This is a genomic window from Cytobacillus firmus, from assembly GCF_023612095.1.
Lineage (GTDB): Bacteria > Bacillota > Bacilli > Bacillales > Cytobacillaceae > Cytobacillus.
Genome location: NZ_CP086235.1, coordinates 56,200 through 77,500 on the forward strand (window position 1 = coordinate 56,200; position 21,301 = coordinate 77,500).

General features: G+C 47.1%; 11 protein-coding genes, 9 tRNA genes, 5 rRNA genes, 1 pseudogene and 1 other annotated feature (1 of these 27 cut by a window edge). All 26 genes and pseudogenes read right to left on the reverse strand.

Translation table 11 applies throughout. The annotated features are described in order from the left end of the window. Positions 1-2 precede the first annotated feature (2 nt). On the reverse strand, positions 3-1,406 hold the full coding sequence (cysS, locus tag LLY41_RS00350) for a cysteine--tRNA ligase (protein WP_304586652.1): 1,404 nt from the start codon (positions 1,404-1,406) through the stop codon (positions 3-5). Next, on the reverse strand, positions 1,387-2,055 hold the full coding sequence (cysE, locus tag LLY41_RS00355; RefSeq protein WP_095246015.1) for a serine O-acetyltransferase: 669 nt from the start codon (positions 2,053-2,055) through the stop codon (positions 1,387-1,389). The genes cysS and cysE overlap by 20 nt, the downstream gene beginning before the upstream one ends. Before the next feature lie 106 nt (positions 2,056-2,161). After that, positions 2,162-2,390: a binding site (T-box leader), on the reverse strand. Between the two features lie 46 nt (positions 2,391-2,436). Then, positions 2,437-3,894, reverse strand: a complete 1,458-nt coding sequence (gene gltX / locus LLY41_RS00360) for a glutamate--tRNA ligase (RefSeq protein ID WP_095246016.1) — start codon at positions 3,892-3,894, stop codon at positions 2,437-2,439. Between the two features lie 84 nt (positions 3,895-3,978). Continuing rightward, entirely contained in the window at positions 3,979-4,464 is a 486-nt protein-coding gene (ispF, locus tag LLY41_RS00365) for a 2-C-methyl-D-erythritol 2,4-cyclodiphosphate synthase (protein WP_095246017.1), read from the reverse strand. Between the two features lie 14 nt (positions 4,465-4,478). Beyond that, the gene (ispD, locus tag LLY41_RS00370) at positions 4,479-5,165 is read right to left on the reverse strand and encodes a 2-C-methyl-D-erythritol 4-phosphate cytidylyltransferase (RefSeq protein WP_095246018.1); all 687 of its coding nucleotides are present in this window, start codon (positions 5,163-5,165) and stop codon (positions 4,479-4,481) included. Positions 5,166-5,335: 170 nt separating this feature from the next. Next, on the reverse strand, positions 5,336-6,424 hold the full coding sequence (locus LLY41_RS00375) for a PIN/TRAM domain-containing protein (protein ID WP_095246019.1): 1,089 nt from the start codon (positions 6,422-6,424) through the stop codon (positions 5,336-5,338). Positions 6,425-6,643: 219 nt separating this feature from the next. Then, entirely contained in the window at positions 6,644-7,717 is a 1,074-nt protein-coding gene (disA, locus tag LLY41_RS00380; RefSeq protein ID WP_095246020.1) for a DNA integrity scanning diadenylate cyclase DisA, read from the reverse strand. A gap of 2 nt (positions 7,718-7,719) precedes the next feature. Next, a pseudogene (radA, locus tag LLY41_RS00385) lies at positions 7,720-9,098 on the reverse strand (DNA repair protein RadA). A gap of 312 nt (positions 9,099-9,410) precedes the next feature. Continuing rightward, positions 9,411-11,861: an ATP-dependent protease ATP-binding subunit ClpC gene (gene clpC / locus LLY41_RS00390; protein WP_095246022.1), complete on the reverse strand. Its 2,451-nt coding sequence runs from the start codon at positions 11,859-11,861 to the stop codon at positions 9,411-9,413. A gap of 4 nt (positions 11,862-11,865) precedes the next feature. Then, entirely contained in the window at positions 11,866-12,945 is a 1,080-nt protein-coding gene (locus LLY41_RS00395) for a protein-arginine kinase McsB (protein ID WP_095246023.1), read from the reverse strand. A 1-nt stretch (position 12,946) separates the two neighbouring features. Then, the gene (locus tag LLY41_RS00400; RefSeq protein ID WP_304586653.1) at positions 12,947-13,495 is read right to left on the reverse strand and encodes a protein-arginine kinase activator protein McsA; all 549 of its coding nucleotides are present in this window, start codon (positions 13,493-13,495) and stop codon (positions 12,947-12,949) included. Positions 13,496-13,518: 23 nt separating this feature from the next. Beyond that, on the reverse strand, positions 13,519-13,980 hold the full coding sequence (locus tag LLY41_RS00405; RefSeq protein ID WP_095246025.1) for a CtsR family transcriptional regulator: 462 nt from the start codon (positions 13,978-13,980) through the stop codon (positions 13,519-13,521). Between the two features lie 662 nt (positions 13,981-14,642). Continuing rightward, positions 14,643-14,759, reverse strand: a 5S ribosomal RNA gene (gene rrf / locus LLY41_RS00410). A gap of 206 nt (positions 14,760-14,965) precedes the next feature. Continuing rightward, positions 14,966-17,901: ribosomal RNA gene (locus LLY41_RS00415) — 23S ribosomal RNA — on the reverse strand. Positions 17,902-18,107: 206 nt separating this feature from the next. After that, positions 18,108-19,657 (reverse strand): 16S ribosomal RNA (locus LLY41_RS00420). A 158-nt stretch (positions 19,658-19,815) separates the two neighbouring features. Next, positions 19,816-19,891, reverse strand: a tRNA-Ala gene (locus tag LLY41_RS00425). An 8-nt stretch (positions 19,892-19,899) separates the two neighbouring features. Then, positions 19,900-19,976: transfer RNA gene (locus tag LLY41_RS00430), tRNA-Pro, on the reverse strand. A gap of 5 nt (positions 19,977-19,981) precedes the next feature. Further along, a tRNA-Arg gene (locus LLY41_RS00435) sits at positions 19,982-20,058 on the reverse strand. A 14-nt stretch (positions 20,059-20,072) separates the two neighbouring features. Next, positions 20,073-20,161 (reverse strand) — tRNA-Leu (locus LLY41_RS00440). 7 nt (positions 20,162-20,168) lie between these two features. Continuing rightward, a tRNA-Gly gene (locus LLY41_RS00445) sits at positions 20,169-20,243 on the reverse strand. A gap of 6 nt (positions 20,244-20,249) precedes the next feature. Next, positions 20,250-20,334: transfer RNA gene (locus LLY41_RS00450), tRNA-Leu, on the reverse strand. A gap of 16 nt (positions 20,335-20,350) precedes the next feature. Continuing rightward, a tRNA-Lys gene (locus LLY41_RS00455) sits at positions 20,351-20,426 on the reverse strand. 161 nt (positions 20,427-20,587) lie between these two features. Then, positions 20,588-20,663: transfer RNA gene (locus LLY41_RS00460), tRNA-Thr, on the reverse strand. Positions 20,664-20,671: 8 nt separating this feature from the next. Next, positions 20,672-20,747: transfer RNA gene (locus LLY41_RS00465), tRNA-Val, on the reverse strand. Positions 20,748-20,756: 9 nt separating this feature from the next. Then, positions 20,757-20,873 (reverse strand): 5S ribosomal RNA (gene rrf / locus LLY41_RS00470). A gap of 80 nt (positions 20,874-20,953) precedes the next feature. Next, positions 20,954-21,301, reverse strand: a 23S ribosomal RNA gene (locus LLY41_RS00475); it runs 2,588 nt beyond the window's last position. Together the 16S, 23S and 5S rRNA genes with 9 tRNA genes alongside form the textbook arrangement of a ribosomal RNA operon.

Genomic DNA, 21,301 nt, shown 5'->3' on the forward strand with positions numbered 1-21,301 from the left:
GCTTAGCCTCTTTTCCATCTGATTCCCTGCGGTGTATCTTCAAGGATAATATTCATTTCTTTCAGCTGATCGCGGATTTTATCTGCCCGTTCGAAATTTCGCTCTTTTCTGGCCTGCTGCCTCTCTTCAATCAGCTGTTCGATTTCCTCATCCAGAAGGTCTGCATGTGCCTCTTCAAGTGAAAGTCCCAATACATCAAACAGCGTTTCAAATTCTTTCATGAAAGCATCGATCACTTCCACAGCTGTGTTTTTCTCCATCAGATAATAATTCGCAAGCTTAGACAGTTCGAACAAAATGGATACAGCATTCGCTGTGTTAAAATCATCATCCATATCTTGAATGAACTGCTCATGAAGAGCCGTAATTTTATCCAGCCACTCCTGATTATTATCGGTCAGGTTCACACTTGCTTCTCTGCGGTGCTGCAAATTGTGATAAGACGTTTTAATGCGCTCAAGCCCTGTCCGTGTGTTTTCCAGAAGCTCATTGCTGTAGTTGATCGGATGCCTGTAATGAACCGACAGCATGAAAAATCTTAAAACCTGCGGGTCATGCTTTTGGATAATGTCATGAACCAGGACGAAATTCCCCAGTGATTTGGACATTTTTTCGTTGTCGATATTAATATACCCGTTATGCATCCAGTAGCGGGCGAAGGTTTTTCCTGTCAGTGCTTCCGACTGGGCAATTTCATTTTCATGATGCGGGAAGGCCAGATCCTGACCGCCGGCATGGATGTCAATCATGTCCCCAAGGTATTTCTTCGCCATCGCCGAGCATTCGATATGCCATCCGGGTCTTCCTTGCCCCCAAGGACTCTCCCACGCGATTTCCCCTTCCTTCGCCGCTTTCCAAAGAACAAAGTCAAGGGAGTCCTGTTTCTTCTCCCCGACCGCAATGCGGGCGCCGACACGCAATTCATCAATGGACTGATGGGAAAGCTTGCCGTACTCATCAAATTTCCGTGTATGGTAATAGACATCTCCCTCTGATTCATACGCAAAGCCTTTATCAATCAATGTCTGGATAAATTCAATAATGATATCGATGCTTTCTGTCACTCTCGGGTGGACATCAGCCCTTCTGCAGCCGAGAGCAGAAACGTCCTCGAAATAGGCATTAATGAACCGTTCTGCAACTGCCGGAACATCCGTTCCCAATTCATTAGCCACGCGGATCAGCTTATCATCCACATCCGTAAAATTGGAGACGTACTGTACATCGAAGCCGCGGAACTCAAGATATCTTCTTACCGTATCAAATACAATCGGCGGACGGGCATTCCCTATATGGATATAGTTATAAACGGTTGGCCCGCACACATACATTTTCACTTTTCCCTCTTCCAGGGGAATAAAATCTTCTTTTTGACGAGTAAGTGTATTATAGATTTGAATGGCCATGAATCTGGCTCCTTTCTTTCCTCAATGTTTCCACTTCCATTTTTAATTCCCGCAGCTCCCCTTCCAGTTCCTTAAACCGGTCTGCAATTGGATCGGGAAGATCACAATGATTTAAATCCTTGCTGATTTTCACACCATCCCGAATTTTCACTCTTCCAGGAATCCCGACTACTGTTGAATTTGGCGGAACCTCATGAAGAACAACAGAGCCTGCACCCACCTTAGAATTCTCGCCAATTGTAATTGAGCCCAAAACCTTCGCCCCTGTTGCAATCAGCGCATTGTCCTTAATGGTAGGATGGCGCTTGCCTTTTTCCTTCCCGGTTCCTCCCAGTGTCACACCCTGAAAAACTGTTACATTATCACCGATTTCACATGTTTCCCCGATGACAACCCCCATGCCATGGTCGATAAAAAAGCGTCTGCCGATCTTTGCTCCCGGATGAATTTCAATTCCTGTGAAAAAGCGGCTGATCTGGGAAACCACTCTTGCAAGAAAATAAAACTTCCGCTTAAAAAGAGCGTGGGCAATGCGGTGTGACCAGACAGCATGCAATCCTGAGTAGGTTAATATTACTTCCAAATAACTTCTTGCTGCCGGATCCTGTTCAAATACCACTTCGATATCTTCCTTCATTCTTGCAAACATGGTTCATTTCCCCTCCTGACGTAGATCTTCTTTTTTATTAATGTTTTTCTCATATACTAATTTGTTGCGGATTTTGCATATAAAAAAAGCGCCTCTGCCACAATCGGACAGAGACGCTTTACGCGCGGTTCCACTCTGTTTAGGCTAAAACAGCCTCAACTTTAACTTGTTAACGGATAAGTTTCCGCTCAAATCTACTTGGAAGCATGGCATCCGTTCGAATTGAGGCTCAGAGGCGCACTTCAGAATAAAGAGAGGCTTAAACCACTTTCAGCCGGTGATGGTTTTCTCTAAAAAGCATCTTTTTTCTTACTTTTCCTCTTCAACACTTTTCAATATAGAATAATTTACTTAATACTATATTACATTTTCTCCAAGATGTTAACCAATAATGCTCATTAAACGAGATTTTACTTTTTCTTTTCCTAAAAGCTCGATAGCCTGCGGCAGATCCGGTCCATGGGTTTGGCCGGTCGTTGCGGAACGGATAGGCATGAAGAGCTTTTTGCCCTTGTGTCCTGTTGATTTCTGCACAGCCTTCATAGCCGCTTTAATTTCATCTGCTTTGAATTCTGCAAGTGCGTCAATTTCCGTCAGGAATGCAGACAGCACTTCAGGAACCTGCTCTTCAGCCAGAACTTCCTTCGCTTCTTCATCAACGGTCATTTCCGCTGTGAAGAACAGTTCTGAAAGCTCGACAATCTGAGCGCCAAAGCTCATTTTTTCCTGGTAAAGAGTGATCAGGCTATTAACCCACTCTTCGTTTTCCTGCTGCCAGTTTTCGCTGATCTTCCCTGCCTTCACCAGGTGAGGGGCTGAAATGGACACCAATCGCTCCTGATCTAGCTTCTTCATGTACTGGTTATTCATCCATTCAAGCTTCTGCTTATCGAAAAGGGCCGGAGATTTTGAAAGGCGGTTTTCATCAAAGATATCGATGAATTCTTCTTTCGAGAAAATCTCTTCCTCCCCTGCAGGAGACCAGCCAAGAAGCGCAATAAAGTTAAAGAGTGCTTCCGGCAAGTAGCCGAGCTCTTCGTATTGTTCAATGAACTGAATGATCGTCTCATCGCGCTTGCTCAGTTTTTTGCGGCTTTCATTGACAATTAAAGTCATATGGCCAAACACCGGAAGGTCCCAGCCCAATGCTTCATAAATCATCTGCTGCTTAGGCGTATTGGAAATATGGTCATCCCCGCGCAGAACATGAGAGATTTTCATCAGGTGATCATCCACTGCTACCGCAAAGTTGTAGGTAGGCGTGCCATCTTTCTTGACGATGACATAATCCCCGAAGCCATCCGACTCGAATGACACTTCCCCTTTTACCATGTCATTGAATGTCAGCATCTGGCCTTTTGGAACAAGGAAGCGGATGCTCGGCTTTCTGCCCTCAGCTTCAAGCGCAGCTCTTTCTTCCTCTGTCAGATGGCGGCATTTTCCTGAGTAAGCAGGAGTATCGCCTTTTGCAGATTGAGCTTCACGCTCTGCTTCCAGCTCCTCTTCCGTACAATAGCATTTATAGGCATGCCCTTTTTCGAGCAATTCTTTGTAGTAGGTTTCATAGATATGATTTCTTTCAGATTGGCGGTACGGGCCGTATTCGCCTTCCCTGTCAATGCTTTCATCCCAATCCATGCCAAGCCACTTTAAATAATGAAGCTGGCTTTCCTCGCCGCCTTCAATATTCCGTTTCTTATCTGTATCCTCAATGCGGATGATGAACTTTCCGCCTTTGCTTCTTGCAAACAAATAGTTAAAAAGCGCCGTTCTCGCATTTCCGATATGTAAATGCCCAGTCGGACTCGGAGCGTAGCGGACGCGGATTTCATTTGACATACTGACTGCCTCCTTAAAATCTTGAATCTTGAGTTTATCGTAAGCTATATTTTAACACTCAGGTTTTTCTTCTGAAAGGTAATTTTAACGGTTCTCTATCTTTTTCAGCAAAACAGCGGCCTGGGAAGCGATTCCCTCTTCCCGTCCCGTAAAGCCAAGCTTTTCTGTAGTTGTTGCTTTCACATTAATATTTTCTTTCTCGGTTTCCAGAAGCTCTGCAATCCGCTCCTGCATTTTACCGATATGTGGAGCCATCTTCGGTTTCTGGGCGATGATGGTGCAGTCTGCATTAACCAGCTCATACCCTTTTTCTTTTACGATTCCCCATACATGCTGCAGCAGCTTTGCCGAATCGGCATCCTTGAATTCAGGATCGGTATCAGGAAAATGCCGTCCAATGTCCCCTTCTCCAATGGCCCCAAGGCAGGCATCTGCCACTGTATGCAGCAGGACATCTGCATCTGAATGCCCTAAAAGCCCTTTCTCATATGGTATTTCAATACCCCCGATAATCAGCGGGCGTCCTTCAGCAAACTGGTGAACATCAAATCCTTGTCCAATCCGAAACATGATCACAATCCCCTTTACATATGACTTCTTTTCTTTATAATTGCTTCCGCAAAATAAATATCTTCCGGCGTTGTCAGCTTAATATTATCGTAACTTCCCTCAACAATCACCACTTCATTGCCTAACCGCTCCACGAGGCTCGCATCATCTGTTCCTAAAAAGCCGTCTTCGTCTGCCTTGCGGTGTGCCTCAAGCAGGGAAGAAACGCGAAAGGCCTGTGGAGTTTGAACTGCCCACAGATAGGAACGTTCAAGCGTTTCTGTGATTAAATGCCCGTCAGCTTTTTTAATGGTATCCTTCAGCGGCACTGCCAGAACAGCAGCTCCTTTTTCCCAGGCTGCTTTCACCAGAGGCTGCAGTAAATCCCGGGTAATAAAAGGACGGGCAGCGTCATGAACCAGCACTACTTCCTCGCCCGAAGCTGCCTTGGTCGCATTATAGACGCTATGCTGCCTTTCCTTACCGCCTTCAACCATAGCAGCCACCTTCTTAATCTGATGCTTTTTTAAGAGATTGCACATTTCTTCCTCATCCTGAGGATTAATGGCCAGTAAAATGCCTGTGCACTCCGGGTCACTCTCAAAAACTCTTAACGTATGTATAAACACAGGGACATTCCCAATTTCCAGAAGAAGCTTATTCTTTCCGGCTCCCATTCGTTTCCCCTGCCCGGCCGCCGGGAGAATCGCTTGATAATTCATATTTTTGACTCCTCTTTTTAGAAAAGCGCAAGCGCCCTGGTCACCCCCGACACCTCGAGGGGGAAGGCGCTGGAGCTAGACAGTTAATACTTTCTTATTTGTTAAAAAAGCAGGCAAAAAGGCAGGGAAATCATTCTCCCTGCACGTTCTGTCCCACTTTCAATCCTACATTATAAAGCCTTTTCCAGAAGCTTGGGTTTTGCAAAGATCATTCTTCCGGCTGATGTCTGCAGAACACTTGTGACAAGTACATCAATATGTTTGCCAATGTAGTTTCTGCCTTCTTCCACCACGATCATCGTGCCGTCGTCCAGATAAGCAATCCCCTGATTCTGTTCCTTGCCGTCTTTTATTACCTGTACCTTCATTTCTTCACCTGGCAGCACAACCGGTTTGACCGCATTAGCCAGATCATTAATATTAAGGACTGCCACTTTTTGCAGTTCACAAACCTTGTTTAAGTTAAAATCATTGGTCACAACGACGCCATTCGTTAACTTAGCCAGCTTCACCAGCTTGCTGTCGACCTCTTGGATTTCTTCAAAATCACCTTCATAAATTTCCACATTAATCGAAAGCTCTTTTTGAATCCGGTTTAATATATCCAGACCCCGTCTGCCTCGGTTGCGCTTTAATACATCTGATGAATCAGCAATATGCTGAAGTTCTTCAAGCACAAACTGCGGAATGACAATCGTGCCTTCCAAAAAGCCAGTCTGGCAGATATCAGCAATGCGGCCATCGATGATAACGCTTGTATCAAGGATCTTGAGTGACTTTTTAGGTGGAGCTTCAGGCTCAAGTTCTTCTTCACTGCTCTTCTTTTTCTTGCTGGAAAATAAGCTTAAAAGCTCATCCCGCTTTTTAAAGCCAACCTGAAATCCCAGATAGCCGAATATAAGCGTAAGCACAATGGGAGCAACGGTATTCAGTATCGGCACCTCAATCGTACTTAGGGCGTATCCGATTAAAAAGGCAATGACTAATCCAAAAACCAGGCCGACACTTCCAAAAATAATATCTGTTATAGGTACTTTTACCAGTGATTCTTCTGCCCATCTCACGAAATTGACGACATGATCAACCGCCCAAAAAGTTAAAAGATAAAAAATAATAGCACCTAAAATGGCGGACACGTATGGATTGTTTAAAAGAGGAATGTCATCTAAACTGATTAATTTTAATAAGTCAGGAATTAAAAATATTCCAAGCGTTACCCCAATAATAAGGAAGCATGCCTGTACAATACGTTTTAACATTCCTTCACCTCCTTTTACTCATTATAAACAAATTCACAAAATTGAAACCCTGAATCCCGGGTATTTTCATTTTTGTTCCTTGTTAATTATTTCACGATAGTAAAAGACCTGTTTTAATTAATACTTCCTTCCACTTTAAGGTTAGCACCATTGGCAATAAACTGTCAAATAATTAACCAACCATTTTAGCATAACCAATTACATAGTTCAATGGTCTCTTTATAGCTGGCGATCCGCAAAAACCTGCTCCTTTATGAGCTTAAGTCCCTCTTTAATTTTTCTTGCCCGCACTTCCCCGATTCCTTCCACCTCATCGAGCTCCTCTACAGTTGCCGTGATGATATTCGGGAATTCTTCAAACCGGTTAATCAGATTATCAATAATAATTGGCGGCAGGCGCGGAACTTTATTCAGCATGCGGAAGCCGCGTGGGCATTTGAATTCTTCCGTGTGAATATACCCGTTATAGCCCAAAAGCTTTAGGATGACAGAGTCTTCGAGCATTTCCCCTTTTGAAAGCACCTGCAGTTTGACAAGGGCTTCCTTGGAGTCGATGTCTCTTGATTGAGCATAATCTCTAATAATCCATTCTGCTTCCCGTTCAAGCTCCACAAGCAGTTCATTCATCTGGAGCCGGATCAGCCTTCCTTCGGTGCCCAGTTCACTTAAATAGGTAAGCAGCTCATTTTTAATGCGCAGAACCATTTCGATATTATGAAAAACATGGAGGATGTCACTGTAGGTAACAAGCTCCTCAAATTCCAGGATGCTGAGATTGCCGATGCTCTGTTCAAGAACCACCTTATATTTTTCAAGCGTCTGGACGGCTACATTCGCCTTCGTTAAAATAACGCCAATATCCCTTAGCGCATAACGGGAATGCCCCTTATAAAGGGTAATGACATTACGTCTCTGGGAAATGGCAATCACTAATGCGCCTGTTTGCCGCGCTACCCGCTCAGCCGTGCGATGCCGCATGCCCGTTTCCGTAGATGGTACGCCGGGATCAGGAGCAAGCTGGGCATTCGCAATCAGAATCATGTTTCCTTCTTCATTTAAGATAATAGCCCCGTCCATCTTGGCCAGCTCATACAGATAACTCGGTGAAAATGGGCAATTAATCTGAAAACCCCCATCCACAAGGTTGCTCAGCTTTTCTTTTGAGCCCAATACAATCAGCCCGCCTGTATTGGCGCGCAGAACATTATCAATCCCTTCCCTGATAGGCGTACCCGGAGCCATGAACCGAAGGATTTCACTCATTGTTTTTTCGCCCATTTTTTTAGTCTCCATGTTCATCCCCCTAACGCAGCCTTTAGCGCTTCACCTACAGAGCTTACTCCGATTAGTTCAATTCCACCCGGTGCGCTCCAGCCGCCAAGATTGTTCGCCGGCAGGATGACCCGTTCAAAGCCCAGCTTGGCCGCCTCCTGTACTCTTTGTTCGATTCTTGAGACTCTCCTGACTTCGCCTGTAAGTCCTACTTCTCCGATGATGCAGTCTGTTGCTTTTGTCGGCTTATCCCGAAAACTCGACGCAATGCTGACCGCTATGGCCAAATCAATTGCCGGTTCATCAAGCTTTACTCCGCCAGCGACTTTTAGGTAGGCATCCTGATTTTGCAGGAGCATTCCGACCCGTTTTTCCAAAACGGCCATCAGGAGCGGAACCCGATTATGATCGATTCCGGTTGCCATTCGTCGCGGATTCCCAAAGCTTGTCGGGGAAATAAGCGCCTGAATTTCAACCAGAACTGGCCTCGTCCCCTCCATGGAAGCAACGACTGTTGAACCGGCAGCCCCCTGTGACCGCTCTTCGAGGAAAATTTCCGATGGATTGGCCACTTCCTCCAGCCCTAATTCCTTCATTTCAAAAATGCCCATCTCGTTTGTTGACCCGAACCTGTTTTTTACAGCCCGTAAAATCCGGTATGTATGATGGCGTTCACCTTCAAAGTATAAAACCGTATCCACCATGTGCTCCAGAAGTCTTGGACCCGCAATGGAGCCCTCCTTTGTAACATGCCCTACGATAAAAATGGCGATTCCCTTCGTTTTGCCAATGCGCATCAGTTCAGCGGTACATTCCCGAACCTGGGAAACGCTCCCCGGCGCCGATGTGACTTCCGGATGGAAAATCGTCTGTATGGAGTCGATAATGACAAAGTCAGGGTTGACTGTTTCAATCGTTCTGCTGATTTCTTCAAGGCTGGTTTCCGAATAAACGAGCAGACTGTCTGAAGAAACACCCAATCGGTCAGCCCGCAGCTTCGTCTGGCGCATGGATTCTTCCCCTGATATATAGAGAACAGAATGTTTTTTGTTCGCCAGCTGTGAGGATACTTGAAGCAGAAGCGTTGATTTCCCGATGCCCGGATCTCCCCGATCAGAACAAGGGAGCCTCTTACAATACCGCCCCCGAGGACACGGTTTAATTCTTTTAAATCGGTATGTATGCGGGGTTCGCTGACTGTTTCGATGGATGTAATCGGCGTAGCTTTTGCCGCTATGGCCGTTCCCTGTGAATGTGCAAAAGCGCCTCTTCTCGTTGAAGCTGGCTTCTCGACCTCTTCCACCATCGTATTCCATTGCCCGCACCCTGGACATTTTCCCATCCATTTCGCTGATTCATAGCCGCATTCCTGGCACATGAATTTCGTTTTTCTTTTAGCCATACTTCTTCCCCTCTCTGTACATTCATACCAGCCGCGGTAAAGGAAAATCTTATTATTACCGGCCTTGCGTGAAAGAACCAGTGATGAAAGAAGTAGGTTTACTTCCTATTCCCTTTTCCAGCGGGTCTTAAAATGTTTTTGTCCAGATATCTTTTTCTCTCTTAAAATTAACATAAAACGCCTGAATAAACCTCTTTTAAGACTGCTTTTAAAAATAGCCTGAAAGAGTACAAAAAGGTACACGTATAACAGGGACGTGTACCTTTTTGCTGTGTGTGATCATCTGATGTCTTATTATGGTCCGTTACAACCTTATTTTTGAAGGTTTGCTGTTCTGCTTGGTTCTGTGGTTTTCACCACAAATTCTCCATCCTTTACATCGATTACCACGCTTTGTCCGGTCAGGACTGTTCCTCTTAACAGCTCTTCGGATAAACGGTCTTCAATATGCTTTTGAATGGCCCGTCGGAGCGGACGTGCTCCGTACTCAGGATCATAGCCCTCAACCGAGATTTTTTCTTTGGCTGCATCTGTTAATTCCAGTGCAATATCCTGTTCCTTCAAACGTTTCGTTAATGTATCAGACATAAGCGAAACGATTTCCTGTAGATGCTTTCTCTCCAATGCATGGAAAACGATAATTTCATCGATGCGGTTTAGGAATTCAGGACGGAAGGACTTCTTCATCTCTTCCATTACCTTACCTTTCATATCTTTGTAATCCTGTTCCCCATCCTGGATGTTAAAGCCAACGTATTTGTTCCGCTTAAGCGCTTCAGCACCTACATTGGATGTCATAATCAGAACGGTATTACGGAAATCAACAGTTCTTCCCTTCGAGTCTGTTAATCTTCCGTCTTCCAATACCTGTAATAGGATATTGAATACATCAGGGTGGGCCTTTTCAATTTCATCGAGAAGCACAACAGAATATGGTTTTCTGCGGACTTTTTCGGTTAATTGGCCTCCTTCTTCATACCCTACATAACCTGGAGGAGACCCGACCAGACGGGATGTGGAATGCTTCTCCATGTATTCTGACATATCGATGCGGATCATCGCATCCTCATCACCGAACATAGCTTCTGCTAATGCACGGGCCAGCTCTGTTTTACCTACCCCTGTCGGCCCAAGGAATACAAACGAGCCAATCGGGCGCTTCGGATCTTTAAGGCCTGCACGGGCACGGCGGACAGCCTTTGAAATGGCCTTAACGGCTTCTTCCTGCCCGATTACACGGGAATGAAGGATTTCTTCCAGATTAAGAAGCTTTTCTGTTTCAGTTTGGGCAAGCTTCGAAACAGGGATTCCGGTCCAGCTGGCTACCACATTGGCAATATCCTCAACCGTCACTTCACTGTTTTCTTGGCCCTGCTTTTCTTTCCAGGTTTTCTTCGTTTCCTCCAGCTGTTCACGCAGGCGCTGCTCCGTATCCCTTAAGGAAGCCGCTTTTTCAAATTCCTGGCTTTGTACGGCTGCATCCTTCTCTTTTCTTACATCCTCAAGTTTAACCTCAAGCTCTTTCAGATTTGGAGGCGTAGTATACGAACGCAATCTTACTTTTGAACCTGCTTCATCGATTAAATCAATCGCCTTATCCGGAAGAAAGCGGTCTGAAATGTAGCGGTCTGACAGCTTTACAGCTGCTTCAATCGCTGCATCTGTAATGGTTACGCGGTGATGGGCCTCGTAACGGTCGCGCAGTCCCTCAAGGATTTGAACAGATTCTTCGGCAGTCGGCTCATCAACCGTAATAGGCTGGAACCTTCTTTCAAGTGCCGCATCTTTTTCAATGTATTTTCTATATTCATCAAGTGTAGTGGCACCAATACACTGGAGTTCACCGCGCGCAAGAGATGGCTTTAGGATATTGGAAGCATCAATCGCTCCTTCTGCTCCTCCTGCACCTATTAATGTATGAAGCTCGTCAATGAATAAGATGATGTTTCCTGCCTGCCTGATCTCATCCATTACCTTCTTCAGGCGGTCTTCAAATTCACCGCGATACTTCGTTCCGGCAACCACTGTACCCATATCAAGCGTCATAACCCTTTTATCGCGAAGAGTCTCCGGCACTTCATTGTTAATAATCTGCTGCGCAAGGCCCTCTGCAATGGCTGTTTTACCTACACCAGGCTCACCAATGAGAACGGGGTTGTTTTTCGTTCTGCGGCTTAATACTTCGATTACACGCTGAATTTCTTTGCTTCGTCCTATAACCGGATCGAGGCTTCCTTCTCTGGCAATAGCAGTCAGGTCACGTGCCAATCCATCCAATGTCGGTGTGTTCGCATTGGCTGCGGATCCTCCCTGATGGCTGCCGGACTCATTGCTGCCTAACAGCTGAAGCACCTGCTGGCGCGCTTTATTGAGGCTGACTCCAAGGTTATTCAATACCCTCGCAGCAACTCCTTCGCCTTCACGGATCAGGCCAAGCAGGATATGCTCTGTTCCTACATAGGAATGGCCAAGCTTTCTTGCTTCGTCCATGGAAAGTTCAATCACTTTCTTGGCACGCGGTGTATAGTGAATGGTCTGGGAAGCATCCTGCCCCCTGCCAATTAAATTCTCAACCTCTTTTTGGATCTTATCAGAGCCGAGGCCTAAAGCATACAGAGCTTTAGCCGCAATTCCTTCACCCTCGCGTACAAGCCCAAGCAGAATATGCTCTGTTCCGATGTTATTATGTCCTAAACGGATTGCTTCCTCCTGTGCTAACGCCAATACTTTTTGAGCTCTTTCCGTAAATCGTCCGAACATCATAATTTCATCCTCCCAACTCTTGATCTTCCATTTTTAATCTTTCCCTAATTAATGAAGCTCTGCGGATATCACGTTCATGCGGTCTGAGCGGCCCGCCTGCATATTGCTGCAGGAAGCCGGGCTGTGTCAGGATCATCAGCTCATTCAATATATTCTTTGATATGTTTTTGATGTATTGCATATCAATCCCCAGGCGAACATCTGACAAGCATTGTGCTGCTTCCTTTGATTCAATGATCCGGCTGTTTGATAAAACGCCATAAGAGCGGAAGACTCTATCTTCTAATTGTATGTTAGAAGTCTTTGCTAATGCTTGCCTTGCCGATCTTTCCTGAGAAATCAGCTGACTGACAACGCTTTTCAGATCCTCGGCGATATCCTCTTCGGATTTTCCGAGAGTGATCTGATTTGAAACTTGAAAGATGTTACCTAAAGCTTCGCTGCCTTCCCCGTAAATTCCTCTAACAACTAAACCTAACTGGTTAATTGCCGGGATAATCCGGTTCATTTGGTGTGTGAGAACGAGGCCCGGCAAATGCATCATAACCGATGCCCTGAGCCCGGTTCCTACATTTGTGGGGCAGCTTGTTAAAAAGCCAATACCTTCATCAAATGCATAATCGGCTTCTTCCTCCAGCCAATCATCAATTTCATTTGCCATATTTAAGGCTTCAGAAAGCTGAAACCCCGGAAACAGGCATTGAATCCTTATATGGTCTTCTTCATTAATCATGATGCTGACTTCTTCATTTTCAGAAAGAAGGCAGGCACCATGAGTTGAATTCTCAGCAAGATGGGGACTGATCAGATGCTTTTCCATCAGCACTCTTTTTTGAAGCGGCTGAAGGCTATCCATTAATAAAAGCTCCATTTCCCCAAGTTTTGAAAAAGAAGAATGCTCCACCCTTGCCTTTATTTTTTCAATGACTGCTTCTGCTTCTTCATTTGAAAATAAGGTAGGGAATTTAAATTGCTTTATATTGCGGGCGAGCCTGATCCGTGAGCTTAATACAATATCGGAATCAGGGCCTTCTGCACTCATCCAGGAGCTGATAGCTTGATTTATGAAACGTTCCAGCGACAAGCTACTCCCCTCCCTTTTGATCGGCATTGAGCTGCTTTTCCAATTTCCTTATTTCGTCTCTCAATTCTGCCGCTCTCTCAAACTCTTCTTTGGAAATCATTTCTTTTAACTGATTTTTTAAATCATCCATATTCCTGCGCAATTGAATGGTTCCCCCGATTCTGGCCGGGATTTTCCCGCTGTGTGAAGAATTCCCGCTGTGCAGCCTTCTGAGAATGGGGATTAATTGATCTTTAAAAGTCTCATAGCAGCTGGCGCATCCAAAACGGCCAACTTTAATAAATTGCTGAAAGGTCAGGGAGCATTGCTCACACTGCAGAACCTTCTCCTGCTGGAAAGGATCCTCGCCCGACCCCTGAAAGGCAGGCTGAATATTTAAAAGGCCAGCAAGCAAGTTATTTATTGAAAAACCGGCCCCGCTGCCCAGCATAAACATTTCACCTTTTTCCTGTGCGCATTTCTCACAAAGATGAAACTCTGCTTTCTCGCCATTTACAACCTTAGTAAAGTGCAGCGTGGCCGGCCTTTGATTACATTCCTGACAAATCATGACTTCACCTCTCCAGCTCACTACTATTTATATTTCAAAGTGGTCAGCATTGCCTTAAGCATTCTTGCCCTCAGCTCATCCCTGAAAGGAAGGTCAATATACAAAACAGAACGGTCTATAACACTAAGCATTATTTTAGCTTCCCTGTGTGTTATAATCTCTTCTTCTACGAGACGGTAGATGACATTCTCCGCACTGCTCTGGGCAATCCTGCTCTGCACCAAAGATATTAACTGGTCAATCAAATCAGCATGGTCATAGGACTGGACTTTCATAATCCGGATGAAGCCACCGCCGCCCCGCTTACTTTCTACTGCATAACCTTTTTCAATCGTGAAACGGGTGTTAATCACATAATTGATCTGAGAAGGAACACACTGGAATTTGTCAGCGATTTCGCTTCTTTTAATTTCCACGATTTCCCTTTCACTCTTCTCTAAAACCTGTTTGAGATAATGCTCAATTATGTCGGATATATTTCTCACCAGGCCTCCCCCTATCTGACTTTGACTATATTTGACATTAATTATACATGATTTATGTAATTTCTTGCAATTGGCGGGTATTAATAATTTTCCCCATTTTTTGACTTCCCAAACCTGATAATGGAAGTTAATGTCGATAACAATATATTTTTGGCTGGGCGGGTTTGTGCTTGACTGAGGGAAGTTTTTTGGATGACAGCTTATGTGTATGGTTGATTGTTTTTTGGGTGGGGTGGGGATCGCAAAGCTGGATGTGTGCTGTTTTTAGATTTTTTGAAGATGGGGTGACGCGTTTTATCTAGCGTGTTTGGAGGTTTATCTAGCATGATTGGAGATTTATCTTGCAGGTTTTTGAATTTATCTAACATGTTTTTTGATTTATCTAGCATGTTATGGAGTTTATCTTACATTTGGCACAATTCTTCTTCGCAGAGAACGAAATGACTATGAAAATAGGGAACGGTGCATATTATTTAATTCTGGCGCATATAGCATGAAAGTGACGCATATCTGTGCCATAGTGACGCATATCCAGAAAAAGTGACGCAAATGCTGGCCGAAGTGACGCATAACTGGACTTTTCAATATAAAGAAGAGTCCAACTGATTCAGATCCCAATAATTACACACAAAAAAGAGCACCCATCAGGTGCTCTTTCATTTGCCCGGCAGCGTCCTACTCTCACAGGGGGACAGCCCCCAACTACCATCGGCGCTGAGAAGCTTAACTTCCGTGTTCGGTATGGGAACGGGTGTGACCTTCTCGCTATCGCCACCGGACTATTTGGTTTGAAGAAACTTCGTTCCCTCAAAACTAGATAATGTATGAAGAAGCAGTTGCCGAGTAATTACCAATATGACTTGTCTAGCTTCGGCTCCTAACTTCTCGGCCGTTTCGATCCGTCCCTCCAAATCCCAAAACCAGGATTTGAATGGCCGGCTCTCCAACGTCTCTCGAAGTTGAACAGTCGCCTCCGCTTTTCGTTTTGGTTAAGTCCTCGATCGATTAGTATCAGTCAGCTCCACATGTCGCCACGCTTCCACCTCTGACCTATCAACCTGATCATCTTTCAGGGATCTTACTAGCTTGACGCTATGGGAAATCTCATCTCGAGGGGGGCTTCATGCTTAGATGCTTTCAGCACTTATCCCTTCCGCACATAGCTACCCAGCGATGCCTTTGGCAAGACAACTGGTACACCAGCGGTGCGTCCATCCCGGTCCTCTCGTACTAAGGACAGCTCCTCTCAAATTTCCTGCGCCCACGACGGATAGGGACCGAACTGTCTCACGACGTTCTGAACCCAGCTCGCGTACCGCTTTAATGGGCGAACAGCCCAACCCTTGGGACCGACTACAGCCCCAGGATGCGATGAGCCGACATCGAGGTGCCAAACCTCCCCGTCGATGTGGACTCTTGGGGGAGATAAGCCTGTTATCCCCGGGGTAGCTTTTATCCGTTGAGCGATGGCCCTTCCATGCGGAACCACCGGATCACTAAGCCCGACTTTCGTCCCTGCTCGACTTGTAGGTCTCGCAGTCAAGCTCCCTTGTGCCTTTACACTCTGCGAATGATTTCCAACCATTCTGAGGGAACCTTTGGGCGCCTCCGTTACTTTTTAGGAGGCGACCGCCCCAGTCAAACTGCCCACCTGACACTGTCTCCCGCCCCGATCAGGGGCGCGGGTTAGAATTTCAATACAGCCAGGGTAGTATCCCACCGACGCCTCCACCGAAGCTAGCGCTCCGGCTTCTCAGGCTCCTACCTATCCTGTACAAGCTGTACCAAAATTCAATATCAGGCTACAGTAAAGCTCCACGGGGTCTTTCCGTCCTGTCGCGGGTAACCTGCATCTTCACAGGTACTATAATTTCACCGAGTCTCTCGTTGAGACAGTGCCCAGATCGTTACGCCTTTCGTGCGGGTCGGAACTTACCCGACAAGGAATTTCGCTACCTTAGGACCGTTATAGTTACGGCCGCCGTTTACTGGGGCTTCGATTCAAAGCTTCGCTTGCGCTAACCTCTCCTCTTAACCTTCCAGCACCGGGCAGGCGTCAGCCCCTATACTTCGCCTTGCGGCTTCGCAGAGACCTGTGTTTTTGCTAAACAGTCGCCTGGGCCTATTCACTGCGGCTCATCAGGGCTATTCACCCTAATGAGCACCCCTTCTCCCGAAGTTACGGGGTCATTTTGCCGAGTTCCTTAACGAGAGTTCTCTCGCTCACCTTAGGATTCTCTCCTCGCCTACCTGTGTCGGTTTGCGGTACGGGCACCTTTTCCCTCGCTAGAGGCTTTTCTTGGCAGTGTGGAATCAGGAACTTCGGTACTAAATTTCCCTCGCCGTCACAGCTCAGCCTGTGTGGTAACGGGATTTGCCTCGTTACCGGCCTAACTGCTTGGACGCGCTAATCCAGCAGCGCGCTTACCCTATCCTCCTGCGTCCCCCCATTGCTCAAACGGTAAAGAGGTGGTACAGGAATATCAACCTGTTGTCCATCGCCTACGCTTTTCAGCCTCGGCTTAGGTCCCGACTAACCCTGAGCGGACGAGCCTTCCTCAGGAAACCTTAGGCATTCGGTGGATGGGATTCTCACCCATCTTTCGCTACTCATACCGGCATTCTCACTTCTAAGCGCTCCACCAGTCCTTGCGGTCTGGCTTCAACGCCCTTAGAACGCTCTCCTACCACTGACATCGAAAGATGTCAATCCACAGCTTCGGTGATACGTTTAGCCCCGGTACATTTTCGGCGCGGAGTCACTCGACCAGTGAGCTATTACGCACTCTTTAAATGGTGGCTGCTTCTAAGCCAACATCCTGGTTGTCTAAGCAACTCCACATCCTTTTCCACTTAACGTATACTTTGGGACCTTAGCTGGTGGTCTGGGCTGTTTCCCTCTTGACTACGGATCTTATCACTCGCAGTCTGACTCCCATGGATAAGTCTTTGGCATTCGGAGTTTGTCTGAATTCGGTAACCCGATGGGGGCCCCTAGTCCAAACAGTGCTCTACCTCCAAGACTCTTACTACATGAGGCTAGCCCTAAAGCTATTTCGGAGAGAACCAGCTATCTCCAGGTTCGATTGGAATTTCTCCGCTACCCACACCTCATCCCCGCACTTTTCAACGTGCGTGGGTTCGGGCCTCCATCCAGTGTTACCTGGACTTCACCCTGGACATGGGTAGATCACCTGGTTTCGGGTCTACGACCACATACTCATTCGCCCTATTCAGACTCGCTTTCGCTGCGGCTCCGTCTTATCAACTTAACCTCGCATGTAATCGTAACTCGCCGGTTCATTCTACAAAAGGCACGCTATCACCCATTAACGGGCTCTAACTACTTGTAGGCACACGGTTTCAGGATCTCTTTCACTCCCCTTCCGGGGTGCTTTTCACCTTTCCCTCACGGTACTGGTTCACTATCGGTCACTAGGGAGTATTTAGCCTTGGGAGATGGTCCTCCCTGCTTCCGACGGGATTTCTCGTGTCCCGCCGTACTCAGGATCCACTCTGGAGGGAACGAAGTTTCAACTACAGGGCTTTTACCTTCTCTGGCCGGCCTTTCCAGACCTGTTCATTTACCTCGTTCCTTTGTAACTCCGTATAGAGTGTCCTACAACCCCAGGAGGCAAGCCTCCTGGTTTGGGCTAATCCCGTTTCGCTCGCCGCTACTCAGGGAATCGCGTTTGCTTTCTCTTCCTCCGGGTACTTAGATGTTTCAGTTCCCCGGGTCTGCCTTCCATACCCTATGTATTCAGGTAAAGATCCTATCCCATTACGGATAGGGGGTTTCCCCATTCGGAAATCTCCGGATCAAAGCTTACTTACAGCTCCCCGAAGCATATCGGTGTTAGTACCGTCCTTCATCGGCTCCTAGTGCCAAGGCATTCACCGTGCGCCCTTTCTAACTTAACCGTATTTGACAGATTCATCGAAGATGAACAAAATCAAAGGTTTTAAACTCTATTTACATAGAGAGAATTTACTAAAATGGCGATTACTCGGTTATTGCTTCTTCATAATCATTATCTAGTTTTCAAAGAACGAATCTTTCATTGAGAGATTGAACTCTCAAAACTGAACGAACAGAAAACGTCACGTTTCTTGTAAATATTCCTTAGAAAGGAGGTGATCCAGCCGCACCTTCCGATACGGCTACCTTGTTACGACTTCACCCCAATCATCTGTCCCACCTTAGGCGGCTGGCTCCAAAAGGTTACCCCACCGACTTCGGGTGTTACAAACTCTCGTGGTGTGACGGGCGGTGTGTACAAGGCCCGGGAACGTATTCACCGCGGCATGCTGATCCGCGATTACTAGCGATTCCGGCTTCATGCAGGCGAGTTGCAGCCTGCAATCCGAACTGAGAATGGTTTTATGGGATTCGCTTAACCTCGCGGTTTTGCAGCCCTTTGTACCATCCATTGTAGCACGTGTGTAGCCCAGGTCATAAGGGGCATGATGATTTGACGTCATCCCCACCTTCCTCCGGTTTGTCACCGGCAGTCACCTTAGAGTGCCCAACTGAATGCTGGCAACTAAGATCAAGGGTTGCGCTCGTTGCGGGACTTAACCCAACATCTCACGACACGAGCTGACGACAACCATGCACCACCTGTCATCCTGTCCCCCGAAGGGGAACGCCCTATCTCTAGGGTTGTCAGGAGATGTCAAGACCTGGTAAGGTTCTTCGCGTTGCTTCGAATTAAACCACATGCTCCACCGCTTGTGCGGGCCCCCGTCAATTCCTTTGAGTTTCAGCCTTGCGGCCGTACTCCCCAGGCGGAGTGCTTAATGCGTTTGCTGCAGCACTAAAGGGCGGAAACCCTCTAACACTTAGCACTCATCGTTTACGGCGTGGACTACCAGGGTATCTAATCCTGTTTGCTCCCCACGCTTTCGCGCCTCAGCGTCAGTTACAGACCAAAGAGTCGCCTTCGCCACTGGTGTTCCTCCACATCTCTACGCATTTCACCGCTACACGTGGAATTCCACTCTTCTCTTCTGCACTCAAGTTCCCCAGTTTCCAATGACCCTCCCCGGTTGAGCCGGGGGCTTTCACATCAGACTTAAGGAACCGCCTGCGCGCGCTTTACGCCCAATAATTCCGGACAACGCTTGCCACCTACGTATTACCGCGGCTGCTGGCACGTAGTTAGCCGTGGCTTTCTGGTCAGGTACCGTCAAGGTACCGGCAGTTACTCCGGTACTTGTTCTTCCCTGACAACAGAGTTTTACGATCCGAAAACCTTCATCACTCACGCGGCGTTGCTCCGTCAGACTTTCGTCCATTGCGGAAGATTCCCTACTGCTGCCTCCCGTAGGAGTCTGGGCCGTGTCTCAGTCCCAGTGTGGCCGATCACCCTCTCAGGTCGGCTACGCATCGTGGCCTTGGTGAGCCGTTACCTCACCAACTAGCTAATGCGCCGCGGGCCCATCTGTAAGTGATAGCCGAAACCATCTTTCAGCTTTTCCTCATGAGAGGAAAAGAATTATCCGGTATTAGCCCCGGTTTCCCGGAGTTATCCCAGTCTTACAGGCAGGTTGCCCACGTGTTACTCACCCGTCCGCCGCTGACTTCAGGGAGCAAGCTCCCATCTGTCCGCTCGACTTGCATGTATTAGGCACGCCGCCAGCGTTCGTCCTGAGCCAGGATCAAACTCTCCATATAAGAGTTGATTAAGCTCGATTGTCTTTTCAAAAAAACTAATGATTTAAACGTTGACGTATTGTTCGTTCAGTTTTCAAAGATCAATCCGCCGCTCAGAAGCGACTTTATTATCTTATCAGGTTTAATCACCTGAGTCAATAACTTTTTTGAAGTTTTCTTGGTGGAGCCTAGCGGGATCGAACCGCTGACCTCCTGCGTGCAAAGCAGGCGCTCTCCCAGCTGAGCTAAGGCCCCAATATAAATGGTCGGGAAGACAGGATTCGAACCTGCGACCCCTTGGTCCCAAACCAAGTGCTCTACCAAGCTGAGCTACTCCCCGTAAAATGGCGCGCCCGAGAGGAGTCGAACCCCTAACCTTTTGATCCGTAGTCAAACGCTCTATCCAATTGAGCTACGGGCGCAATATGAAATTAAATGGTGCCGAGGACCGGAATCGAACCGGTACGGTAGTCACCTACCGCAGGATTTTAAGTCCTGTGCGTCTGCCAGTTCCGCCACCCCGGCATAAAAATGGAGCGGAAGACGGGATTCGAACCCGCGACCCCCACCTTGGCAAGGTGATGTTCTACCACTGAACTACTTCCGCTTAAAATGGTGCGGGTGAAGGGAGTCGAACCCCCACGCCTTGCGGCGCCAGATCCTAAGTCTGGTGCGTCTGCCAATTCCGCCACACCCGCAATATGAAATTAAAAATGGTGAGCCATGAAGGACTCGAACCTTCGACCCTCTGATTAAAAGTCAGATGCTCTACCGACTGAGCTAATGGCTCATGCTAAGTAATGTTTCCTAAAGCTTGTTTCTGCTGAGTCAGATGTTCCAAAGCACTGCGTGCTTTGTCACAGATTGCTATTCGGGTGAAGAATCTCACTGATGCTGCAATCTGCTCTACCAACTGAGCTAATGGCTCATATTCCATTAAAGGAATTGAAGTGGTGCCGGCAAGAGGACTTGAACCCCCAACCTACTGATTACAAGTCAGTTGCTCTACCAATTGAGCTACACCGGCATGTTATATGGTGGAGGATGACGGGATCGAACCGCCGACCCTCTGCTTGTAAGGCAGATGCTCTCCCAGCTGAGCTAATCCTCCATAATATACGCCCGGCAGCGTCCTACTCTCACAGGGGGACAGCCCCCAACTACCATCGGCGCTGAGAAGCTTAACTTCCGTGTTCGGTATGGGAACGGGTGTGACCTTCTCGCTATCGCCACCGGACTATTTGATTGAAGAAACTTCGTTCCCTCAAAACTAGATAATGTATGAAGAAGCAGTTGCCGAGTAATTACCAATATGACTTGGTTAAGTCCTCGATCGATTAGTATCAGTCAGCTCCACATGTCGCCACGCTTCCACCTCTGACCTATCAACCTGATCATCTTTCAGGGATCTTACTAGCTTGACGCTATGGGAAATCTCATCTCGAGGGGGGCTTCATGCTTAGATGCTTTCAGCACTTATCCCTTCCGCACATAGCTACCCAGCGATGCCTTTGGCAAGACAACTGGTACACCAGCGGTGCGTCCATCCCGGTCCTCTCGTACTAAGGACAGCTCCTCTCAAATTTCCTGCGCCCACGACGGATAGGGACCGAACTGTCTCACGACGTTCTGAACCCAGCTCGCGTACCGCTTTAATGGGCGAAC

Bases quoted from the DNA above. Each gene is read 5' to 3' on its own strand.
- clpC (WP_095246022.1), bottom strand. From the start codon at position 11,861: ATGATGTTCGGACGATTTACGGAAAGAGCTCAAAAAGTATTGGCGTTA.
- gltX (WP_095246016.1), bottom strand. From the start codon at position 3,894: ATGTCAAATGAAATCCGCGTCCGCTACGCTCCGAGTCCGACTGGGCAT.
- cysS (WP_304586652.1), bottom strand. From the start codon at position 1,406: ATGGCCATTCAAATCTATAATACACTTACTCGTCAAAAAGAAGATTTT.
- ispD (WP_095246018.1), bottom strand. From the start codon at position 5,165: ATGAATTATCAAGCGATTCTCCCGGCGGCCGGGCAGGGGAAACGAATG.
- LLY41_RS00400 (WP_304586653.1), bottom strand. From the start codon at position 13,495: ATGATTTGTCAGGAATGTAATCAAAGGCCGGCCACGCTGCACTTTACT.
- ispF (WP_095246017.1), bottom strand. From the start codon at position 4,464: ATGTTTCGGATTGGACAAGGATTTGATGTTCACCAGTTTGCTGAAGGA.
- cysE (WP_095246015.1), bottom strand. From the start codon at position 2,055: ATGTTTGCAAGAATGAAGGAAGATATCGAAGTGGTATTTGAACAGGAT.
- disA (WP_095246020.1), bottom strand. From the start codon at position 7,717: ATGGAGACTAAAAAAATGGGCGAAAAAACAATGAGTGAAATCCTTCGG.
- LLY41_RS00375 (WP_095246019.1), bottom strand. From the start codon at position 6,424: ATGTTAAAACGTATTGTACAGGCATGCTTCCTTATTATTGGGGTAACG.